Source organism: Streptomyces sp. PKA51 (assembly GCF_057552455.1).
This window is the reverse complement of the sequence record NZ_BAAJPZ010000004.1, coordinates 150,154-170,325: the sequence shown is the minus strand read 5'-3', so window position 1 is coordinate 170,325 and position 20,172 is coordinate 150,154. Positions and strand designations below refer to the sequence as shown.

At 72.9% G+C, this 20,172-nt stretch carries 18 protein-coding genes; 10 read left to right on the top strand and 8 right to left on the bottom strand.

Annotated elements, in window-relative coordinates; translation table 11 throughout:
• Positions 1-10 precede the first annotated feature (10 nt).
• The 3 genes from AC27L3_RS08010 (at position 11) to AC27L3_RS08000 (ending at position 2,387) form a co-directional block, all read left to right on the top strand.
• Positions 11-991 carry an NAD(P)H-quinone oxidoreductase gene (locus tag AC27L3_RS08010; protein WP_487233302.1) on the top strand — a complete coding sequence of 327 codons (981 nt, stop codon included), beginning with the start codon at positions 11-13 and terminating at the stop codon, positions 989-991.
• A 181-nt stretch (positions 992-1,172) separates the two neighbouring features.
• Complete coding sequence (locus AC27L3_RS08005; RefSeq protein ID WP_487233301.1) at positions 1,173-1,712, top strand: hypothetical protein; 540 nt, start codon at positions 1,173-1,175, stop codon at positions 1,710-1,712.
• 114 nt (positions 1,713-1,826) lie between these two features.
• Entirely contained in the window at positions 1,827-2,387 is a 561-nt protein-coding gene (locus AC27L3_RS08000) for a bacterial proteasome activator family protein (protein ID WP_487233300.1), read from the top strand.
• 95 nt (positions 2,388-2,482) lie between these two features.
• Here the strand turns inward: AC27L3_RS08000 and AC27L3_RS07995 are convergent, their stop codons facing one another.
• Positions 2,483-4,174, bottom strand: coding sequence for a protein kinase domain-containing protein (locus tag AC27L3_RS07995; RefSeq protein ID WP_487233299.1), 1,692 nt, complete (start codon positions 4,172-4,174; stop codon positions 2,483-2,485).
• Positions 4,175-4,504: 330 nt separating this feature from the next.
• Here AC27L3_RS07995 and AC27L3_RS07990 point away from each other — a divergent pair, with 330 nt between their 5' ends.
• Positions 4,505-6,163, top strand: a complete 1,659-nt coding sequence (locus tag AC27L3_RS07990) for a protein kinase domain-containing protein (protein WP_487233298.1) — start codon at positions 4,505-4,507, stop codon at positions 6,161-6,163.
• A gap of 91 nt (positions 6,164-6,254) precedes the next feature.
• On the opposite strand, the gene AC27L3_RS07985 is transcribed toward AC27L3_RS07990, so the two are convergent.
• The 3 genes from AC27L3_RS07985 to AC27L3_RS07975 form a co-directional block, all read right to left on the bottom strand.
• A complete protein-coding gene (locus AC27L3_RS07985; protein WP_487233297.1) occupies positions 6,255-7,358 on the bottom strand; it encodes a phosphotransferase in 1,104 nt (367 codons plus the stop codon).
• A 15-nt stretch (positions 7,359-7,373) separates the two neighbouring features.
• The gene (locus AC27L3_RS07980) at positions 7,374-7,817 is read right to left on the bottom strand and encodes a pyridoxamine 5'-phosphate oxidase family protein (RefSeq protein ID WP_487233296.1); all 444 of its coding nucleotides are present in this window, start codon (positions 7,815-7,817) and stop codon (positions 7,374-7,376) included.
• Positions 7,818-7,958: 141 nt separating this feature from the next.
• The gene (locus tag AC27L3_RS07975) at positions 7,959-8,618 is read right to left on the bottom strand and encodes a response regulator (RefSeq protein ID WP_487233295.1); all 660 of its coding nucleotides are present in this window, start codon (positions 8,616-8,618) and stop codon (positions 7,959-7,961) included.
• A gap of 360 nt (positions 8,619-8,978) precedes the next feature.
• On the opposite strand from AC27L3_RS07975, the gene pdhA reads away from it, so the two are divergent.
• The 4 genes from pdhA (at position 8,979) to AC27L3_RS07955 (ending at position 13,630) form a co-directional block, all read left to right on the top strand.
• Positions 8,979-10,124, top strand: coding sequence for a pyruvate dehydrogenase (acetyl-transferring) E1 component subunit alpha (pdhA, locus tag AC27L3_RS07970; RefSeq protein WP_487233294.1), 1,146 nt, complete (start codon positions 8,979-8,981; stop codon positions 10,122-10,124).
• 2 nt (positions 10,125-10,126) lie between these two features.
• Positions 10,127-11,107: an alpha-ketoacid dehydrogenase subunit beta gene (locus AC27L3_RS07965; RefSeq protein ID WP_487233293.1), complete on the top strand. Its 981-nt coding sequence runs from the start codon at positions 10,127-10,129 to the stop codon at positions 11,105-11,107.
• A 19-nt stretch (positions 11,108-11,126) separates the two neighbouring features.
• Positions 11,127-12,596, top strand: a complete 1,470-nt coding sequence (locus AC27L3_RS07960) for a dihydrolipoamide acetyltransferase family protein (RefSeq protein ID WP_487233292.1) — start codon at positions 11,127-11,129, stop codon at positions 12,594-12,596.
• A gap of 212 nt (positions 12,597-12,808) precedes the next feature.
• A complete protein-coding gene (locus AC27L3_RS07955) occupies positions 12,809-13,630 on the top strand; it encodes an MmyB family transcriptional regulator (RefSeq protein WP_487233291.1) in 822 nt (273 codons plus the stop codon).
• Positions 13,631-13,915: 285 nt separating this feature from the next.
• On the opposite strand, the gene AC27L3_RS07950 is transcribed toward AC27L3_RS07955, so the two are convergent.
• On the bottom strand, positions 13,916-14,692 hold the full coding sequence (locus AC27L3_RS07950; protein WP_487233290.1) for a carbon-nitrogen family hydrolase: 777 nt from the start codon (positions 14,690-14,692) through the stop codon (positions 13,916-13,918).
• Positions 14,693-14,854: 162 nt separating this feature from the next.
• On the opposite strand from AC27L3_RS07950, the gene AC27L3_RS07945 reads away from it, so the two are divergent.
• The gene (locus AC27L3_RS07945; RefSeq protein ID WP_487233289.1) at positions 14,855-15,685 is read left to right on the top strand and encodes a maleylpyruvate isomerase family mycothiol-dependent enzyme; all 831 of its coding nucleotides are present in this window, start codon (positions 14,855-14,857) and stop codon (positions 15,683-15,685) included.
• A gap of 17 nt (positions 15,686-15,702) precedes the next feature.
• Here the strand turns inward: AC27L3_RS07945 and AC27L3_RS07940 are convergent, their stop codons facing one another.
• Both AC27L3_RS07940 and AC27L3_RS07935 read right to left on the bottom strand, forming a co-directional pair.
• Positions 15,703-17,007: an MFS transporter gene (locus AC27L3_RS07940; RefSeq protein WP_487233288.1), complete on the bottom strand. Its 1,305-nt coding sequence runs from the start codon at positions 17,005-17,007 to the stop codon at positions 15,703-15,705.
• A complete protein-coding gene (locus AC27L3_RS07935) occupies positions 17,004-17,666 on the bottom strand; it encodes a GntR family transcriptional regulator (RefSeq protein ID WP_487233287.1) in 663 nt (220 codons plus the stop codon). Before AC27L3_RS07935 ends, AC27L3_RS07940 begins: the two co-directional genes overlap by 4 nt.
• A 128-nt stretch (positions 17,667-17,794) precedes the next feature.
• Here AC27L3_RS07935 and AC27L3_RS07930 point away from each other — a divergent pair, with 128 nt between their 5' ends.
• Complete coding sequence (locus AC27L3_RS07930; RefSeq protein ID WP_487233286.1) at positions 17,795-19,627, top strand: NHL domain-containing thioredoxin family protein; 1,833 nt, start codon at positions 17,795-17,797, stop codon at positions 19,625-19,627.
• A gap of 258 nt (positions 19,628-19,885) precedes the next feature.
• On the opposite strand, the gene AC27L3_RS07925 is transcribed toward AC27L3_RS07930, so the two are convergent.
• Entirely contained in the window at positions 19,886-20,110 is a 225-nt protein-coding gene (locus tag AC27L3_RS07925; RefSeq protein ID WP_487233285.1) for a DUF6458 family protein, read from the bottom strand.
• Positions 20,111-20,172: the final 62 nt, after the last annotated feature.

Below are 20,172 nucleotides of genomic sequence, written 5' to 3'. Positions count from 1 at the left end.
GCCTCGCGCCATGCATGCGATCACGATTCCCGTGCCCGGCGGCCCCGAGGCCCTGGTCTGGTCCGAGGTCCCCGATCCCGTACCCGGCGAGGGCGAGGTCCTCGTCGAGGTGGTGGCCAGCGGCGTCAACCGCGCCGATGTGGTGCAGCGGCAGGGCTTCTACGACCCGCCGCCCGGCGCCTCCCCGTACCCGGGCCTGGAGGTCTCCGGCCGCATTGCCGCGCTGGGCCCGGGCGTGAGCGGCTGGGCGGTGGGCGACGAGGTGTGCGCGCTGCTGGCGGGCGGCGGGTACGCCGAGCAGGTGTGCGTGCCGGCCGGTCAGCTGCTGCCCGTGCCGGACGGCATGGACCTGGTCTCGGCGGCCGCGCTGCCGGAGGTGACCGCCACCGTCTGGTCCAATCTGTTCATGATCGCGCACCTGCGGCCGGGCGAGACGCTGCTGGTGCACGGTGGCGGCAGCGGCATCGGCACGATGGCCGTGCAGCTGGGCAAGGCGGTCGGTGCGCGGGTGGCCGTCACCGCGGGCGGCCCGCAGAAGCTGGAGGCGTGCCGCGAGCTGGGCGCGGACATCCTCATCGACTACCGCGAGCAGGACTTCGTCGAGGAACTGCACAAGGTGACCGGCGGCATCGGCGCCGACGTCATCCTCGACATCATCGGCGCCAAGTACCTCGACCGGAACCTCGACGCCCTCGCCGTCAACGGCCGGATGACGATCATCGGTCTGCAGGGCGGCCGCCGCGCCGAGCTGGACCTTGGCAAGCTGCTCGCCAAGCGCGCGGCCGTCGCCGGTACGTCGCTGCGCGGCCGCCCGCTCGCCGAGAAGGCGGCCATCGTGGCGGCCGTGCGCGAGCACGTGTGGCCGCTGATCGGCGGCGGCCGGGTACGGGCGGTGATCGACCGCACCCTGCCGCTGCGGGAGGCGACCGCCGCGCACCGTGTGCTGGAGGAGAGCAGCCACGTCGGCAAGGTGCTCCTGACGACGGCCTGACGACGGCCTGACGACGGCCTGACCCGGGGCGCCCGGGTGCTCCTGACGACGGCCTGACAACGGCCCGACCCGGGGCGCCCGTCACCCGACCGGCCCTCCAGCGCGCCGCCCCGCCGCCGGCGGCGTGTGAGGGTGGGGAACGTCCGCAGATGTCCGCAGGGGGGCTCTCGGAGGCGGCGACATGGCCGGCAGCACCGGAGCGCGAGGGTTCCTGTCCGCCCTGACGGTCTCGCTGACGGTCTCGGCGGCCCTCATGGCCCCGGCCGCGACGGCGACGCCGGCACTGGCGTCCGACCGGGAGCCCACGGCCGCCCCGTCGGCGCCCGCCGCGGACCCGCCGTCCCCCTCCCCGAGCGGGCGCCTGGCGGGCACCCTGGCGGGCGAGGGGCGCCGGCACCCCGGCCGAGCGCCCCGGCACGGTGCGCCCCGCCGGGACCCCGGCGGCGACGGCGACGCCGACTACGGCACCGACTACGGCACCGACGACGTGACCGGCGAGCAGGAGGAGGATCCGGCCGCCACGCCGGCCGCCACACCGGCCGAGCCGCCGCCGGCGGCCTCGCCGGTGCCCGACGCGGCCCGGGCGCCCGCCACCACGGCGGCGCGGCGCACGGCGACGCGGGAACGTGACCGTGTCATACGCGTGCTGCCTCTGGGTACGGGGATGACACTGACAGGTCTGGGCCTGGGCTTCCTCGCGCTGCGGCTGCGACGCCGCTAGCGGACGGAGGGCGTGCGCCCGGACGAAGTTCACGCCCCCGCGCGCCCCCGCGGTGGATCAGGCGTGTACGGGGGCATCAACAGGGGGAAATCACCTGTGCGAGAGAATGGCGGCATGGATATGCCGAGGAATGAACGGTCGCAGGAGAGCCAGCACATCCTGGTCGTAGGGCCGGACGGCATGGCTCTCGGCAGCGCCAGCCCCGGCGGCGGGGAGGGCGAGGACGAGCCGCGCGAGGTCCCGGTGACGGAAATGGTGGAACAGCCCGCCAAGGTCATGCGGATCGGCAGCATGATCAAGCAGCTGCTCGAGGAGGTCCGGGCGGCACCTCTCGACGAGGCGAGCCGGGTGCGGCTCAAGGAGATCCACCGCGGCTCCATCAAGGAGCTGGAGGACGGTCTGGCACCCGAGCTCGTGGAGGAGCTGGAGCGGCTGTCCCTGCCCTTCACCGACGGGACGATCCCCAGCGAAGCGGAACTGCGCATTGCGCAGGCCCAGTTGGTCGGCTGGCTGGAGGGGCTCTTCCACGGCATCCAGACGACGCTCTTCGCCCAGCAGATGGCCGCCCGCGCCCAGCTGGAGCAGATGCGCCGCGCCCTGCCGCCCGGTCTGACGGTCGACGACGACCACGAGGGTCCCCAGCACGGCGGTGCCCGCTCGGGCCCGTACCTCTGAGTCGCCTGCAGGTCCCTGGAGACCTACGGAAAAGAGCGGGTGGTCGATGCCGACCACCCGCTCTTTACGTACCGGCCCGATGCGCCCGACGCGCCCTACGAGCCCGACTCGCCCGTGGAGACCTGCAGCACGACCGTGCCGCTCTTGGGGTCGAACGGGTCGCCGGCCTCCGGCTGCTGGGTCATCACGGTGCCCTTGCCCCAGGTGTTCTCGTTGATCACGTCCACGCGGTACTTCCAGCCCGCCGCCTGCAGGCACTCCTTGACCGAGTCGATGTAGATGTACTTGAAGTCCGGCGTGGTCTTCTTCGACTTGTCCGAGTAGCTGTCGTACGCCTTGGTGCACTTCTCCGTCGCGATGGTCTTGGACTTGTCGCCGTCCTTGACCTTCGCCCGGGCGCCGGAGCCGCCGCCCGTGCCGGTGCCGCCGGTGGTGGTGTTGCCGCCGCCCGGGGCGGGGGCGGCAGACTGGGAGCTGCCGCCGCCACCGGCCTGGTTGTCGTCGTCCTTGTTCTTGGTCAGGGCGATGGCCGCGATGACGCCGATGACGGCGAGCACGGCGACGACCGCCGAGCCGATGACGACCGGCTTGTTGCTCTTGCCGCCGCCGCTGCTGCTCACGGGGGCGGGTGCCGAGGGCGCGGCGTACGGCGGCGGGGTGCCCGGACCGGCCTGGTAGCCGGCGGCCGGGGTCGCGTACGCCGGCGGGCCCTGCGGGGGCGTGGCGGGCCCGTACGGGCCGCTGTACGGCCCCTGGGGCGCCGGCTGGGGCTGGTAGGGGGTCTGGAGCGACTGCGGGCCCGGAGCGGGCGCCTGGCCGTCGACGGGCGGGAAGACGGCCGAGCCGAGGCCGGCACCGCTGCTGGTGGGGCCAGCGCCGGGCACGATCAGGGGCGAGGGCGCGGCCTGGGCGGTGCCCACGACCCGGGCGCACTCGTCGCGCATGGCCTCGGCGCTGGGGAAGCGCTCGTTCGGGTTCTTCTTCAGCGCGCGGGCGACCAGGGCGTCGACGGCCGGCGGGATCGAGCGGTTGATCGAGGAGGGGACCGGCGGCTCCTCCTGGACGTGCGCGTACGCGATGGCCAGGGGCGAGTCGGCGTCGAACGGCAGCCGGCCGGTGAGCAGCTCGAAGAGCATGATGCCGACCGAGTACAGGTCGGAGCGGGCGTCCACGCCGCGGCCCAGCGCCTGCTCGGGGGAGAGGTACTGCGGGGTGCCCACGACCATGCCGGTCTGAGTCATCGAGGTCACGCCGGACTGCATGGCGCGGGCGATGCCGAAGTCCATGACCTTGACCACGCCGCGCTTGGTCATCATCACGTTGCCGGGCTTGATGTCCCGGTGGACCAGGCCCATCTCGTGGCTGACCTCGAGCGCGGCCAGCACATCCGATGTGATCTTGAGCGCTTTTTCGGCGGGCATCGCGCCGAAGCGGGCCACGTCCTCGTCGAGCACCGAGCGCAGCGGCCGGCCCTCGATGTACTCCATGACGATGTACGGCATCGTGGTGCCGTCCAGCTCGTCCTCGCCGGTGTCGAAGACCGAGACGATGTTGGTGTGCGTGAGCTTGGCCACGGCCTGCGCCTCGCGGCGGAAGCGCTCGCGGAAGGAGGACTCGCGCCCCAGTTCGGTGTGCAGGGTCTTGACCGCGACCTGCCGGTCGAGCACCGTGTCGTAGGCGAGATGGACGGATGCCATGCCGCCTTCGCCGAGCAGGTCGCGCAGCTGGTAGCGACCGCGGCCGACGGACCGTCCGGCGTAGCGGGCCTGTGCGCCGTCCTGGCTCATGGTGTTGCTTCCCCCTCGGCGCTCGCCTGGTGATCCCTTGTCGGGCTCACAGCCGTCCGGCAAGCGCTCGGATCCGGCTGTTCTTCGGTTTATCCCGGCCAAGTCTGCCCCAGGGCGCGGGCACGTCAAGCCGCGTGCCCGTTCCGTGACCGGATGCGCGACAAGCCGTCACGGGATTTGCCTTGCTCATACCGGTACGGGTTTGATAGCCGGTCCATCCCGGACCGGAGCGCGGCGCGAAGGCTGTACCGTGCCCTAGCGGAAGAACCTACGAGTTTCCCCGCGCAATCGCCTCCCACGCGAAGCGGCCAGACACGACGGCGAGGACTGATGGCACAGACGCAGAGCGACCAGGGTCCGTCCGACCCTGACGCCAACGGGGCCGGAATGCCCGATGTGCCTGAAATGTGGGGCAATGGAGGGCTGGTCGGCGACGGCCGCTACCGCCTCACCCACCGGCTCGGCCGCGGCGGCATGGCGGAGGTGTTCGCCGCCGAGGACGTGCGCCTCGGCCGCACCGTGGCCGTCAAGCTGCTGCGCGCGGACCTGGCCGAGGACCCGGTCTCCAAGGCCCGCTTCACCCGCGAGGCACAGTCCGTCGCCGGCCTGAACCACCACGCCGTCGTCGCCGTCTACGACTCCGGCGAGGACACCGTCGGGCGCAACGTCGTGCCGTACATCGTCATGGAGTTGGTTGAAGGTCGCACCATTCGCGACCTCCTCCTCAACTCCGAGGCGCCGCCGCCCGAGCAGGCCCTGATCATCGTCTCGGGCGTGCTGGACGCGCTGGCCTACAGCCACCAGCACGGCATCGTGCACCGCGACATCAAGCCCGCCAACGTGATCATCACCAACACGGGCGCGGTCAAGGTCATGGACTTCGGCATCGCCCGTGCCCTGCACGGCGCGGCCTCGACCATGACCCAGACCGGCATGGTCATGGGCACGCCGCAGTACCTCTCGCCCGAGCAGGCCCTCGGCAAGACCGTCGACGCCCGCTCGGACCTGTACGCCACCGGCTGCCTGCTGTACGAACTGCTCGCGCTGCGTCCGCCGTTCACCGGCGAGACCCCGCTGTCGGTGGTCTACCAGCACGTCCAGGACACCCCCGTGCCGCCCTCGCAGGTGCTCGGCGCCGTCCCGCCGGAGCTCGACGGGCTCGTCATGCGCGCCCTCGCCAAGGACCCGGACGACCGGTTCCAGAGCGCCGAGGAGATGCGCGGCCTGGTCCAGTACGCGCTGCAGATGCTGCACGAGGCCGGCAGCCACACCGGCCAGTGGAACACCGGCCCGGTCGACCAGGCCACCGCGGCCACCCAGGTCATCGGCGGCGCCGGCCCCGGCATGGCGGCCACCACCGCGCTGCCGCAGGTCCCGCAGCACGGCGGCCCCGCGCAGCCGCCGCTCATCCCCCGCCGCAACGGTGGCGACGAGGGCGGCTTCGACGGCTACAACGGCCCCCGCGGGGGCGGCGGCCGCGGCAACGGCGGTGGCGGCCGGGCCCGTACGGTCCTGCTCGCGGCGGTCGCGCTGATCGCGATCGTGGCGGGCGTGGTGTGGGCCGTGCAGATGACCAACAAGGGCTCCAGCACCGGCAACAAGAACGACAAGGTCACCACCTCGCCCTCCGTCTCCGACTCCCCAAGCCCGAGCAAGTCGAAGTCCCACAAGCCCGGCAACGGCGGCACCGACCACAACGGCACCACCGGCGGCGACTCCGGCGACCGGGGCAGCTGGACGGGCCCGGACGAGGACGACCAGACCGCCGCTCCGTCCAAGGGCACGCACCCCTCGACGCAGCCCTCGACCGGCCCGAGCAACGAGCCGTCGAACCCGGGCAAGCCGTCGGACGGCGGTGACAACAAGCCCTCGGGCCAGCCGTCGACGCCGACCGACACGGGTGGCAACACCGGCAACACCGGGACGACCGGCAACCCGGGCACCACGGGGAACCCCGGCACCACGACCCGCGGGGTCACCGGAGGCTGAGAAACGCGTCGAGCGGCCCTACGGGGCCGCTCGGTTCGTTTGTGGCGAGTGTTTGTAGCGGGCGTTCGTGGCGGGCGTTCGTGGCGGGGTTTCAGTCCGTGAAGGCGTCGCGCACCGCGTCGTACGCGCGCGTCCACCACACCGACAGGGCCGCGGACGCGGGGAAACCGGGGTCGGCGCGGTGGTCGCCGAGCTGGTAGCGCCAGCGCAGCATCCAGAAGTCGTTGAGCCGCTCCCACCACACGCGGTGCACGGCGGCCGCCAGCTCCGCCGCGTCGGCGCCGGCGGCCCGGCGGTAGGCGCGGGCGTACGGCCGTACCTTCACCAGGTCCAGGGTGCCGTCGGGCCGCAGGAAGAAGATCACGGCGGCCCGGACGGCCTCCTCGGCGCGCGGTTTGACGCCCAGCCGGTCCCAGTCGACGATCGCGGCGGGCTCGCCGTCGCGGTAGAGCAGGTTGAGCGGGTGGAAGTCGCCGTGCACCCAGCCGCGGGCCGGGATGACCGCGGCGGGCGGCCTCAGGTGGGCGTAGCGCTCCAGCAGGGCGCGACGCTCGATCAGGCGGTGCTCGGCCAGCTCGTCGAAGCAGTCGCGGGGGCGGCCGCGCCTGCCGCGCCGTACGAGCTCCAGGAGCTCCTCGATGAGGGCGAACGTCCGCGCCGGGTCCGCGGCGGCGTCAGGGGCGCCCGTGGCGCCCTCGGCGGCCCGCTCGGCGGCGGGGACGCCCGCGCGGCCCGCCATGACCTGTTCCAGCGAGGTGTGGACCTTTCCCAGCAGCGCGCCCAGGCGGCGGGACTGGGCGGCGGTGAGCTCGCCGCCGTCGCGGTGCCGGCCCTCGACCCAGGGGTGCAGGGCGTAGCAGCGGCCGCCGAGGACGGCGACGGTGTTGCCGTCGGCGTCGGGCACGGGCGGGGCCACGGGCAGGCCGATCTCGCCCAGGCGGCGGGTGGCCTCGTGCTGGTGGGAGATGGCGTCGCGGTCGCCGTCGAGGTGGTGCTTGAGGAAGAAGCGTCCCCTGGTGGTGGAGAGGCGGTAGCCGCGGTTGAGGAGTCCCTCGGTCAGCGTTTCGCAGGAGACGACTTCGCCGGCACGTTCGTAGCGGCGCAGCAGGGTGCGCAGGGTGCCGTGGTCGGGCAGGGTGCCGTTGTGAGGTGGGGCGTCGGGTGGGGCAGAAGGGGATACAAGTGAGCGCGGCACGTCCCAAATGTTAGTTCACGCAGCGTGCACGGAGCGTCGCGCGGGCACGCCTTCGAGGTGGTGCAGGCTGATGAACTGGGGTTCTATGCACAGGTATTCGGCCCGGAAGGGCTCGCCGTCCGCGGTGTGCGGGGCGCGGCCGAAGCGGGCGAGCTCCTCGGGCCGCGGGGTGATCGCCCGCGCGGTGCCGACGAACTGCACGGTCCACACCGCCTCGTCCCCCTCCGCGCGGTCGGCGAGGTTGTCCGCGCCGTACGCCACCACGCTGCCGTCGCAGGCCCGCGCGTAGCCGAAGCCGCCGTGCAGCCGCAGCAGGACCCGCGCGGGGGCGTCGCCGGTCACGATGTGCCGGGCGACGGTGACGAACGGCAGGGCGCGCATGCTCACGGAGACGCGGCCGTAGGGGGTGCGGGCGAGCAGGTCGAGGGCGCGCCGTTCGTCGGGGTATGCGGTTGGCATGGGCACCACTTTGCCGTGCAACTGAAGGGATGCCCCAGGGGCTCCCGGCCCTGGGTAATGGGACGTAAGTCCTTACTTCACGTTTATCAATGCTCGTCAGCGCACGTCAGTGTGCCCGTCGGCGCAATGCCGCGCACATTCTCAGCGCTTTTCCGCCTGCAAACGGGCGACGTAGGCGGCGGCCTGGGAGCGGCGCTCCATACCGAGCTTGGACAGCAGGCTGGAGACGTAGTTCTTGATGGTCTTCTCCGCCAGGTGCAGCCGCTCGCCGATGGCGCGGTTGGTCAGCCCCTCGCCGATCAGGTCGAGGATGCGGCGCTCCTGGTCGGTCAGGGAGGCGAGCCGGTCGTCGCCGCGGCCGCCCGTGCCGTCCCGCAGCCGCTCCAGCACCCGGGCGGTGGCCACCGGGTCCAGCAGGGACCGGCCGGCCGCCACGTCCCGCACGGCCGAGAGCAGCTCGGTGCCGCGGATGGCCTTGAGGACGTAGCCCGCCGCCCCCGCCATGATCGCGTCGAAGAGGGCCTCGTCGTCGGCGTAGGAGGTGAGCATCAGGCACTTGACGCCCTCGTCCTGCGAGCGGATCTCACGGCATACTTCGACCCCGCTGCCATCCGGAAGGCGAACGTCCAGTACGGCGACGTCGGGGCGGGTGGCCGGAATGCGCACGAGCGCGTCGGCGGCCGTCCCGGCCTCGCCGACCACCTCGATGTCCTCCTCGCCGGAGAGGAGCTCATGCACGCCGCGCCGTACGACTTCATGGTCGTCAAGCAGAAATACCGTGATTTTTCGTTGCTCGCGCACGCTGCCAGTCTCACACATCGACTCTTCCCCCGCCCGAGTCCTCCGGGATAACGTGCCCCCGTTCCGGCCGCTCGCAAGGCGCTGACCAGTGGAAGTGTCCCCGCATTGGCCCGGCTTTCTCGATTTACTTGGAAATCCAAGCAAAATCGCAGGTCAAGCGGGGTTTCGCAGGAATGCCCCCCACTGGGTAACGTGCTTATTGCAGGCCATTGGCCGGGGCGCCTGTCACGCCCGGTTCCGGCCTCGGCACACCCACCCCGTGTGCCGCCGGGGATCGAGCGAGCCTCTTCCCGCCCCACGGCGGGGGGACCCCCTCTGGCCGCCGGCGACCCCGGGGGCCGGACAGACGGAGGAGCACACGTGACCGTGGACAGCACTGCCGCGCGCAAGCCGCGACGCAGCAGCAAGCGCGCCGGGGCCAAGAAGGCCGCCGGCGAGAGCGAACTCGTCCAGCTGCTGACGCCGGAAGGCGAACGGGTCGAGCACCCGGACTACTCCATCGACCTGTCGCCCGAGGAACTGCGGGGTCTGTACCGCGACATGGTGCTGACCCGCCGCTTCGACGGCGAGGCCACCACCCTGCAGCGGCAGGGCGAACTGGGCCTGTGGGCCTCGCTGCTGGGCCAGGAGGCCGCCCAGATCGGCTCGGGCCGGGCCACTCGTGACGACGACTACGTCTTCCCCACCTACCGCGAGCACGGCGTCGCCTGGTGCCGCGGCGTCGACCCCACCAACCTGCTGGGCATGTTCCGCGGCGTGAACAACGGCGGCTGGGACCCCAACGAGAACAACTTCCACCTCTACACCATCGTCATCGGCTCGCAGGCGCTGCACGCCACCGGCTACGCCATGGGCGTGGCCAAGGACGGCGCCGACTCCGCCGTCATCGCCTACTTCGGCGACGGCGCCTCCAGCCAGGGCGACGTGGCCGAGGCCTTCACCTTCGCCGCCGTCTACAACGCGCCCGTGGTGTTCTTCTGCCAGAACAACCAGTGGGCCATCTCCGAGCCCACCGAGCGCCAGAGCCGCGTCCCGCTCTACCAGCGCGCCCAGGGCTACGGCTTCCCCGGCGTGCGCGTCGACGGCAACGACGTCCTCGCCGTCCTCGCCGTCACCCGTGCCGCGCTCGACCGCGCCCGCAGCGGCGAGGGCCCCATGCTCATCGAGGCGTTCACCTACCGCATGGGCGCCCACACCACCTCCGACGACCCCACGCGCTACCGCCGCGACGAGGAGCGGGAGCTGTGGGAGGCCAAGGACCCGATCCTGCGCCTGCGCGCCCTGCTGGAGCGCGAGGGCCACGCCGACGAGGCGTTCTTCACCGAGCTCCAGGCGGAGAGCGACGCGCTCGCCAAGCGCGTGCGCGACACCGTGCGCACCATGCCGGACCCGGACGACATGGCGATGTTCGAGCACACCTACGCCGACGGCCATGCGCTGGTCGACGAGGAGCGTGCACAGTTCTTGGCCTACCAGGCGTCGTTCGCGGACGAGGAGAGCAAGTAGTCATGGGCACCGAGAAGCTCACGATCGCCAAGGCGATCAACGCCTCCCTGCGCACCGCACTGGAGAGCGACCCCAAGGTCCTCGTCATGGGCGAGGACGTCGGCAAGCTCGGCGGCGTCTTCCGGGTCACCGACGGTCTGCAGAAGGACTTCGGCGAGGAGCGGGTGATCGACACCCCGCTCGCCGAGTCCGGCATCGTCGGCACCGCCATCGGCCTGGCCCTGCGCGGCTACCGGCCCGTCGTGGAGATCCAGTTCGACGGCTTCGTCTTCCCGGCGTACGACCAGATCGTCACCCAGCTCGCCAAGATGCACGCCCGTGCGCTCGGCAAGGTCAAGCTGCCCGTCGTCATCCGCATCCCCTACGGCGGTGCCATCGGCGCCGTCGAGCACCACAGCGAGTCGCCCGAGGCGCTGTTCGCGCACGTCGCGGGCCTGAAGGTGGTCTCGCCGTCGAACGCGCAGGACGCGTACTGGATGCTGCAGCAGGCCATCCAGAGCGACGACCCGGTGATCTACTTCGAGCCCAAGCGCCGCTACCACGACCGCGCCGAGGTCGACACCACCGCCATCCCCGGCCCCCTGCACGCCGCCCGCACGGTGCGCGAGGGCACGGACCTGACGCTCGTGGCCTACGGCCCCATGGTCAAGACCTGTCTGGAGGCCGCCGCGGCGGCCGCCGAGGAGGGCAAGTCCCTGGAGGTCATCGACCTGCGGTCGGTCTCCCCCATCGACTTCGACGCCGTGCAGAGGTCGGTCGAGAAGACCCGCCGGCTCGTCGTGGTGCACGAGGCACCGGTGTTCTTCGGCTCGGGGGCGGAGATCGCCGCGCGCATCACCGAGCGCTGCTTCTACCACCTGGAGGCCCCCGTCCTGCGGGTCGGCGGCTACCACGCCCCCTACCCGCCCTCGCGGCTGGAGGACGAGTACCTGCCCGGCCTGGACCGGGTGCTCGACTCCGTCGACCGGGCGCTGGCGTACTAGGGGAGAGGGTTTCGTGACCATGACTGCAAGCACCCAGCGCTTCCGCGAGTTCAAGATGCCGGACGTCGGCGAGGGACTCACCGAGGCCGAGATCCTCAAGTGGTACGTGAACGTCGGCGACACCGTCGCCGACGGCCAGGTGGTCTGCGAGGTCGAGACCGCCAAGGCGGCCGTCGAACTGCCGATCCCCTTCGACGGCGTGGTGCACGAACTGCGCTTCCCCGAGGGCACGACGGTCGACGTCGGGCAGGTGATCATCTCCGTGGACACCCAGCCCGGCGCGGGGCCCGCGGAGGAGGCCCCGGCGGCCACCGCTGCCCACGCGGAGAGCCGCGCCGAGGCCGCCCCGGCGCTGCCGGACGAGGCCGAGGCCGAGCCGCAGGGCCGGCAGGCCGTGCTGGTGGGCTACGGCGCGGCGCCGTCGTCCACCAAGCGCCGGCCGCGCAAGGCGCGCCCGGAGGCGGGTACGGCCTCGGTGGCCGCGGCCGTGCAGGCCGAGCTCAACGGGCACGGCGCGGCGGCACCGGCCGCCCCGGCCGCGCCGGTCGCCCCCGCGGCCCCCGGTGCCGTGCCGGCGCAGGGACGGGCGCTCGCCAAGCCGCCCGTGCGCAAGCTCGCCAAGGACCTGGGCGTCGACCTGGCCTCCGTCACCCCGACCGGCCCCGGTGGGGTCGTCACCCGTGACGACGTGCACGCCGCCGTCGCCGCGGCGACGCAGCCGGCACCGGCACAGGCCGTCGAGACCCCCGCCGCCCCGGCCCCCGCCGCCGAGGTCCCCGCGTACGGCGCCCGCGAGACGCGGATCCCCGTCAAGGGCGTCCGCAAGGCCACCGCGCAGGCGATGGTGGCCAGCGCCTTCACCGCGCCGCACGTCACGGAGTTCGTGACCGTCGACGTCACGCGCACGATGAAGCTCGTCGAGAAGCTGAAGTCCGACCCCGACATGGCGGGCCTGCGGGTCAACCCGCTGCTGCTGGTCGCCAAGGCACTCCTCGTCGCCATCAAGCGCAACCCGGAGGTCAACGCCGCCTGGGACGAGGAGAACCAGGAGATCGTCCTCAAGCACTACGTGAACCTGGGCATCGCCGCCGCGACCCCGCGCGGCCTGATCGTGCCGAACATCAAGGACGCCCACGCCAGGACGCTCCCGGAGCTCTCCCGGGCGCTGGGCGAGCTGGTGGCGACCGCGCGCGAGGGCAGGACGAGCCCCGCGGACATGGCGGGCGGCACCGTCACGATCACCAACGTCGGCGTCTTCGGCGTCGACACCGGTACGCCCATCATCAACCCGGGCGAGTCCGCGATCCTGGCCTTCGGGGCGATCAAGCTGCAGCCGTGGGTCCACAAGGGCAAGGTCAAGCCGCGCCACGTCACCACCCTGGCGCTCTCCTTCGACCACCGCCTCATCGACGGTGAGCTCGGCTCCCGCTTCCTCGCGGACATCGCCGCCGTCCTGGAGGACCCGGGGCGCCTGATCACCTGGGGCTGACGCAGCGGAAGGGCCCGCGAGGGCACCAAAGGAAACAGGGCCCGGACGATCTCTCCTCGCCCCCCTCCAGCGAGGAGAGAGCGCGTGTCCGGGCCCTGTTTCCGTGTACGGAGCGGCCTCGGGCCCCCACCCTGTCAGAGGGTGGAATGGCCCGTGCTGGGCAATTTACTTAAGATTGACCGACACTTGCAGTGTCGGATTGGGAGGCCGCCGTGAAGGGCGCCGCTGGTCGAGCCGACGACGGCGAATCCATCAGCCGCCTGCTGCGGGCCTGGCGCGCACGCGTCGACGCCCGGACCGTCCCGGAACTGCGCTACGTCCACCCCCGCCCCGGGCGCCGGCTCTCGCAGCAGCATGTCGCCCGGATGACGGGCGTCAGCGAGGGGTGGTACCGCGCCCTGGAGGCCGGCCGGCGCCAGGACTTCTCCGAAGGCTTCCTGCTGCGCGTCGCCGCCGCCCTGCGGCTGAGCGAGGACGAGACCCTGACCCTCTTCCTCGCCGTCACCGGCCGCCGCCCGCCCCGGCCCGCCGAAGCCTGCGGCGACCTGCCCCGGGGCGTGCGCGCCCTGCTCGAACAACAGGTCACCTACCCGGCCTACCTCTCCGACGGCGCCTGGAACATCGTGGCCGCCAACACCCTGATGGGCGCGTGGTTCCCGTGGGTGCTGCGGCCCCGGCCCAACCTCATGCGCTGGGCCCTGCTGCACCCCGAGGCCCGCGAGCAGATGCTCGACTGGGAGGACAGCTGCGCCCGCGTCTACCTCGCGATGCTGCGCGTTGCCGCCAACAGCAACCCCACCGACGCCGCGCTGCGCGCCCTCGTGAGCGAGATCCTGGAGGCAGACGCCGACTGCCGGCGCATCTGGGCCGAGGAGTTCGACGTCGTCGAACACCGCGACGGCCACGTCTTCCGATTGCGCCTGCCGTACCACGACCACGCGGAGGTGCGGGTGACCAGCCACGTCCTGCTGCCGATACAGCGCATGGACCTGCGCTTCGTCTTCATCACCCCGGCCGACGGCCCGACCGAGTAGGGCCGGTCGCGCGGCCCCGGGGCGCCTCGTCTGCGGGCGCGTCGTGGCTTGTCGCGCAGTTCCCCGCGCCCCTGACGGGGCACTGCCCCAGGGCCTGCCCGGCGGATCATGCAGTGCCCCGTAGGGGCGCGGGGAACTGCGCGATCGGCCGGCGACGGGCCGCAGCTGACACACCACCCCGGGCCCCGGGCGCAACACGGCACCCCTCTGCGGGCCGTCGCCGGCCGATCGCGCCCACGCGGCGGCAGCCGCAGATCGGGCACTGCCCCGCGCCCCTACGGGGCGCTAGCGCAGGACGCGGTCCTTCAGGGCCGGGAAGTCCTCGCGGGTCCTGGCCACTCGGGCCGGGTCGAGGTCCACGGTGAGGATCTCCTCCTGCTCGCCGGCCTCCGCCAGCACCTCGCCCCACGGGTCGACGACGAGGCTGTGCCCGGCCTGGGGGACGCCCGCGTGGGTGCCGGCGGTGCCGCAGGCCAGGACGTAGGACTGGTTCTCCACGGCGCGGGCGCGGGCCAGCAGCGTCCAGTGCTCGCGGCGCCGGGCCGGCCAGCCCGCCGGGACGACGAAGGCTTCGGCGCCGGCGTCGACCAGGGAGCGGAACAACTCGGGGAAGCGCAGGTCGTAGCAGGTGGCCAGGCCGACCGTGGTGTCCGCCAGGCGGACGGTGGTGGGCTCGGTGCCCGCGGCCATCAGCACGGCCTCGCCCTCGTCGAAGCCGAAGCGGTGGATCTTCCGGTAGGTCGCGGCGAGTTCGCCGGCGGGGGAGAAGACCAGGGAGGTGTTGTAGAGCCGGCCCTCGGCGTCCCGCTCGACGACGGAACCGGCGTGCAGCCACACCCCGGCCTCGCGCGCGGCCCGTGCCATGACCGCGGCCGTCGGCCCGTCCGGCGTCTCGGCCTCCGCGGCGTACGCCTCGTACGCGAACGCGCCGACCGTCCACAACTCCGGCAGGACGACGAGGTCGCTGCCGTCCAGGCCGCGCACCAGGTCCGCGGCGCGCTCGCGGCGCGCGGCGACGGACTCGTCGGTGCCGACACCCAGCTGGATCAATGAGGCGCGCACAGTACCACCACTCTCCCCGTCCCTCGCCCGAAACCTCTGCCGGGGCGACCTGTCGCAGCGTAACTTAGCCGGTGAGAACCCACGCAGCACTTGCTCCCCGCCACTTGCCACGTACGTACGCACGCGCCCACGCACGCACCAGCACCGCCGAGGGAACCGCCCGTGACCGTCCACCCGAGTCTGCAGCCCGCGATCGACGCCTGGACCCACTGCGTCGAATCCGTCAACGAGTTGGTCAAACCCCTTGCCGAGAGCGACTGGAACCGGGCCACCGAATGCCCCGGCTGGTCGGTGCGCGACGTCGTCTCGCACATCATCGGCGTCGAGTGCGAAATGCTGGGCGAACCCCGGCCCATTCACACCCTGCCGCGCGATCTGCGCCACGTCACCGACGAGTTCACCCGCTACATCGAGGTGCAGGTCGATGTGCGGCGCTGCCACACCGCGCCGGAGATGACCTCCGAGCTGGAGCTGACGATCATCCGGCGTTCGCGGCAGCTGCGGGGCGAGCACCGCTCGCCGCAGGCCGTCGTGCGCTGGCCGCTGGGCAGCGGCACCGAGCGCACGCTCGAACGCACCCTGACCATGCGGGCGTTCGACGTGTGGGCGCACGAACAGGACCTGCGCCGCGCCCTGGGCGTCCCCGGCAACCTCGACTCGCCCGCCGCCGCCATCAGCCGCGACGTCCTGCTGGAGGCCCTGCCCACCGTCGTCGCCCGGGACGCGGGCGCGCCCGCCGGTTCGGTCGTCGTCTTCGACGTGCACGGCCCCCTGGAGTTCCTGCGGACCGTACGGGTCGGCCCGCAGGGCAAGGCGACCGTCGACACCCGCGTCTCGCTCGGGCCCACCCTGACGCTCGGCCTGGACTGGGAGACGTACGCCCGCCTGGCCTGCGGCCGGGTGCGTCCCGGGGCGGTGGCCGACAGCGTCAAGATCGAGGGGGACGAGGGGCTGGCGCAGCGGATCCTGCACTCCTTCGCCGTCACTCCCTGACGGCCCGCCGGCAGCCGTCAGTTGGTGGTGCCGCTGTGCGGCACGGGCACGTGCACGGTCTCCACGCGCGAGGCCACGATCCGCTCCCGCTCGCGCCGCCGCGCCCGCCCGCGCAACCGGAGGATCTGCGTCAGGCCCAGGGCCTGCAGCACGAAGACCGAGGCGAACGCCGTGCGGAAGTCCTCGCCGGTGGCGTCCAGCAGCAGGCCCACCGCCAGCAGGGTGGTGATCGAGGCGATGAAGCCGCCCATGTTCACGATGCCGGAGGCGGTGCCCTGGCGCTCGGGGGGATTGGCGGGCCGCGCGAAGTCGAAGCCGATCATCGACGCCGGCCCGCAGGCCCCCAGCACCACGCACAGCGCCACCAGCAGCGCCATCGGCGCCCGGCCCGGCCAGCACAGCACCGCCGTCCACAGCAGGGCGGTCGCACCGAGCGTGCCGAGGGCCAGCGGCAGCCGCGCCGCGTGATGGCGGGCGATGACCTGCCCGTAGACGAGGCCGACGGCCATGTTGGCCAGCACCACCAGCGTCAGCAGCGAGCCGGCCGTACCGCGCGTCAGGTGCTGGTCCTCGACCAGGAACGGCATGCCCCACAGCAGCAGGAAGACCATCGCCGGGAACTGCGTGGTGAAGTGCACCCACATGCCCAGCCGGGTGCCCGGCTCCCGCCAGGCGCCGGCGATCTGCCGCCCGACGCCGCCGTGCCCGGGGCGTGCGCCGGGGGCCGGGGCATGGCCCTCGGGGTGGTCCTTGAGGAAGACCAGCAGCAGGACGAGCACGATCAGCCCCGCCGCCGCACTGCCCGTGAACGTCGCCGTCCAGCCCTCGTCGTGCAGCAGCCGGGCCAGCACGAGCGTGGAGACGAGGTTGCCGGCCATCCCGAACAGCGCGGCGACCTGCGCGATCAGCGGCCCGGTGCGGGCGGGGAACCAGCGCGCCCCCAGCCGCAGCACGCTGATGAACGTCATGGCGTCCCCGCAGCCCAGCAGCGCCCGGCAGGCCAGTGCCATGGCGTACGCATGGGACAGCGCGAACCCCAGCTGCCCCACGGTGAACAGCACGGTGCCCAGCGCCAGCACCTTCTTGGTGCCCAGCCGGTCCACCATCAGGCCGACGGGTATCTGCATGCCCGCGTAGACCAGCAACTGGAGTATGGAGAACGTCGACAGCGCCGAGGCGTTGATGTGGAAGCGCGCCGCCGCGTCGATGCCCGCGACGCCCAGGCTCGTGCGGAAGATGATGGCGACGAAGTAGACGGCGACGCCGATGCCCCACACGAAGACCGCCCGGCGGCCGCCGGGCGGGTCGGCGGCCCGGCTCACCGCTCGTCCCCGCGCGCGAGGTTGCGCACCCAGCCGATGTGCCGGTCGACGACGGCGGTCGCCGCGTCGGTGTCCCCCGCGCGCAGCGCTTCGAGGATCTCGGTGTGCTCCGCGATGTTCTTGGCGATCCGGTCGGGGTGGGCGTGCATGACGGCCACGCCCATGCGCAGCTGGCGGTCGCGCAACTGCTCGTACAGACCGGCCAGGATGCGGTTGCCGGCGTTGCGCACGATCTCGGCGTGGAAGGCGCGGTCGCTGTGCGAGACGGCGGCCAGATCACCGGCCGCGGCCTGCCGCCGCATGTCCGCCACCAGCCGCTCCAGCCGCCTCAGCAGCTCCGGCGGCGCCGGCACGGACCTGGCCACCGCGTGCTTCTCCACCAGCAGCCGCGTCTCCACCACGTCCGCGATCTCCTGCGCCGACACGGCCAGCACGAGCGCCCCCTTCTTGGGGTAGAGCTTGAGCAGCCCCTCGCCCTCCAGCCGCAGCAACGCCTCCCGCACGGGCGTGCGCGAGACCCCGACCTCCTCGGCCAGGTCGCCTTCGGTGAGGAGCGTGCCCCCTTCGTAACGCCGCTGCAGTACGGCGTCCTTGACGTGCGCGTAGACGCGTTCGGCGGCGGCGGGACGTCTGACCTGGACGGTGGAGGCGCTCGGCATGCGCACAGCATAGATACAACACAGATGCGTGATGAGTCCCTGTCCGCCATGTGGAACGCTCCCGGCCGTGGACGCCGTGGACAAACCGATGTGATCCTGCGTTCATCAACGGATGGCACCCTGGTGACATGAACGCTGCCTCCCCCGCCCCGCGTCGTGCCCGCGTCCGTGCCCCCGAGCTGACCGGAAAGGGCGGCTGGCTCAACACCGGAGGCGAGCAGCTGACGCTCGCCGGGCTGCGCGGCAAGATCGTGATCCTCGACTTCTGGACCTTCTGCTGCATCAACTGCCTGCACGTCCTCGACGAGCTGCGCGAGCTGGAGGAGAAGCACCGGGACACCGTCGTCGTCATCGGGGTGCACTCGCCGAAGTTCGTGCACGAGGCCGACCATCAGTCGGTCGTCGACGCCGTGGAGCGCTACCAGGTGCACCACCCCGTGCTCGACGACCCCGAGCTCGCGACGTGGAAGCAGTACGCCGTGCGGGCCTGGCCCACGCTCGTGGTGATCGACCCCGAGGGGTACGTGGTCGCCCAGCACGCCGGGGAGGGGCACGCGCACGCGATCGCGCGCCTGGTCGAGGAGCTGGAGGCCGAGCACGGGGCCAAGGGCACGCTGCGGCGCGGCGACGGGCCGTACGTGGCGCCCGAGCCGGTCGCGGGCGACCTGCGGTTCCCCGGCAAGGCCCTCGTGCTGCCCGGCGGCAACCTGCTCGTCTCCGACTCCACGCGGCACGCGCTCGTCGAGCTCGCGCCCGACGGGGAGAGCGTGGTGCGCCGCATCGGCAGCGGCGAGCGGGGCCTGGCCGACGGGCCCGCCGAGGCGGCGCGCTTCAGTGAGCCGCAGGGGCTCGCCCTGCTGCCCGACGGCACGGTCGTCGTCGCCGACACCGTCAACCACGCCCTGCGCACGTACGACCCGGCCACCGGCCTCGTCGCCACCGTCGCCGGCACCGGACGGCAGTGGTGGCAGGGATCGCCCACCGACGGCCCGGCCCGCGAGGTGGACCTGTCCTCCCCGTGGGACGTGGCCTGGTTCGACGGCCGCGTCTGGATCGCCATGGCCGGCGTCCACCAGCTGTGGACGTACGACCCGGCCGCCGGCACCGTCGCCGTCGCCGCGGGCACCACCAACGAGGGCCTGGTCGACGGGCCCGCCGCTCAGGCGTGGTTCGCCCAGCCCTCCGGGCTCGCGGCGGCCGGCGAGCGGCTGTGGGTCGCCGACTCCGAGACCTCGGCGCTGCGCTACGTCGAGCGGGACGGCGAGGGCTACGCGGTACGCACCGCAGTGGGCACCGGCCTGTTCGACTTCGGGCACCGCGACGGCGCGGCCGGCCAGGCGCTGCTGCAGCACCCGCTGGGTGTGACCGCCCTGCCCGACGGCTCGGTGGCCGTCTGCGACACCTACAACCATGCGCTGCGCCGCTACGACCCGGTCGCGGACGAGGTCACCACGCTGGCCACGGACCTGCGCGAGCCCTCCGACGCGGTGCTCGTCGACGACGACATCGTCGTCGTGGAGTCCGCCCGGCACCGGCTGACGCGACTGCGGCTGCCCGAGGAGGCCGTACGGGTGGAGGCGGTGGCGCACCGCACGCAGCGGGAGGCGACGGCGGTCGCCGGCGGGAAGCTGCTGCTGGACGTGGTCTTCCAGGCCCCGGCCGGGCAGAAGCTGGACACGCGCTACGGGCCGTCCACGCGGCTGCTGGTGAGCTCGACGCCGCCGGAGCTGCTGGCGGAGGGCGCCGGCCAGGGCAGCGATCTGCGCCGCGAACTGGTGCTGGCCGACGGAGTGGCCGAGGGGGTGCTGCACGTCTCGGCGATGGCGGCGTCCTGCGACGACGACCCCGCGAACGAGTACCCGGCGTGCCACGTCCACCAGCAGGACTGGGGCGTGCCGGTGCGGGTGGCGCCGGGCGGCGCCGAGCGGCTGCCGCTGGTGCTGGCGGGCCTGGACGACTGACGCGACGGCCTGCGCGGGCCTTGAGCCCGTCGGGCGGATCATGCAGTGCCCCTACGGGGCGGCAACACGGCACCCCGCCTGCGGGTGCGTCGTGGCTTGTCGCGCAGTTCCCCGCGCCCCTACGGGACGCCCGTCAGGGGCGCGGGGCGGTGTCGATCTGCGGCTGCCGCCGCGTGGGCGCGATCGGCCACCGACGGCCCGCAGTCGACGCGCCACCCCGAGGCCCGGGCGAGGCCGGATCGCGGGCGCGGCGGAGCGTCACCGCACGATGCGGTGGTCCTCCTCGACGACCGGCGCGGCCGGGGGCGGCGGCTGCGTCCGGCGGCGTTTGAAGATGCTGATGTAGGCGGCGAGGCCCAGGATGCCCGCGGCCATCAGCATCAGGCCCACGAGCGGCAGGTTGACCCCGTCGACGTGCCAGTCGACGGCGAACGTGAGGATGCCGCCCACGGCTATCAGGGCGACGCACCATCCCATGCCCATGCGGAAGCCTCCCATGCGATCGGCTCGCCGGTGGTGACCGGCCGGGCATGAGTGCGGCTACC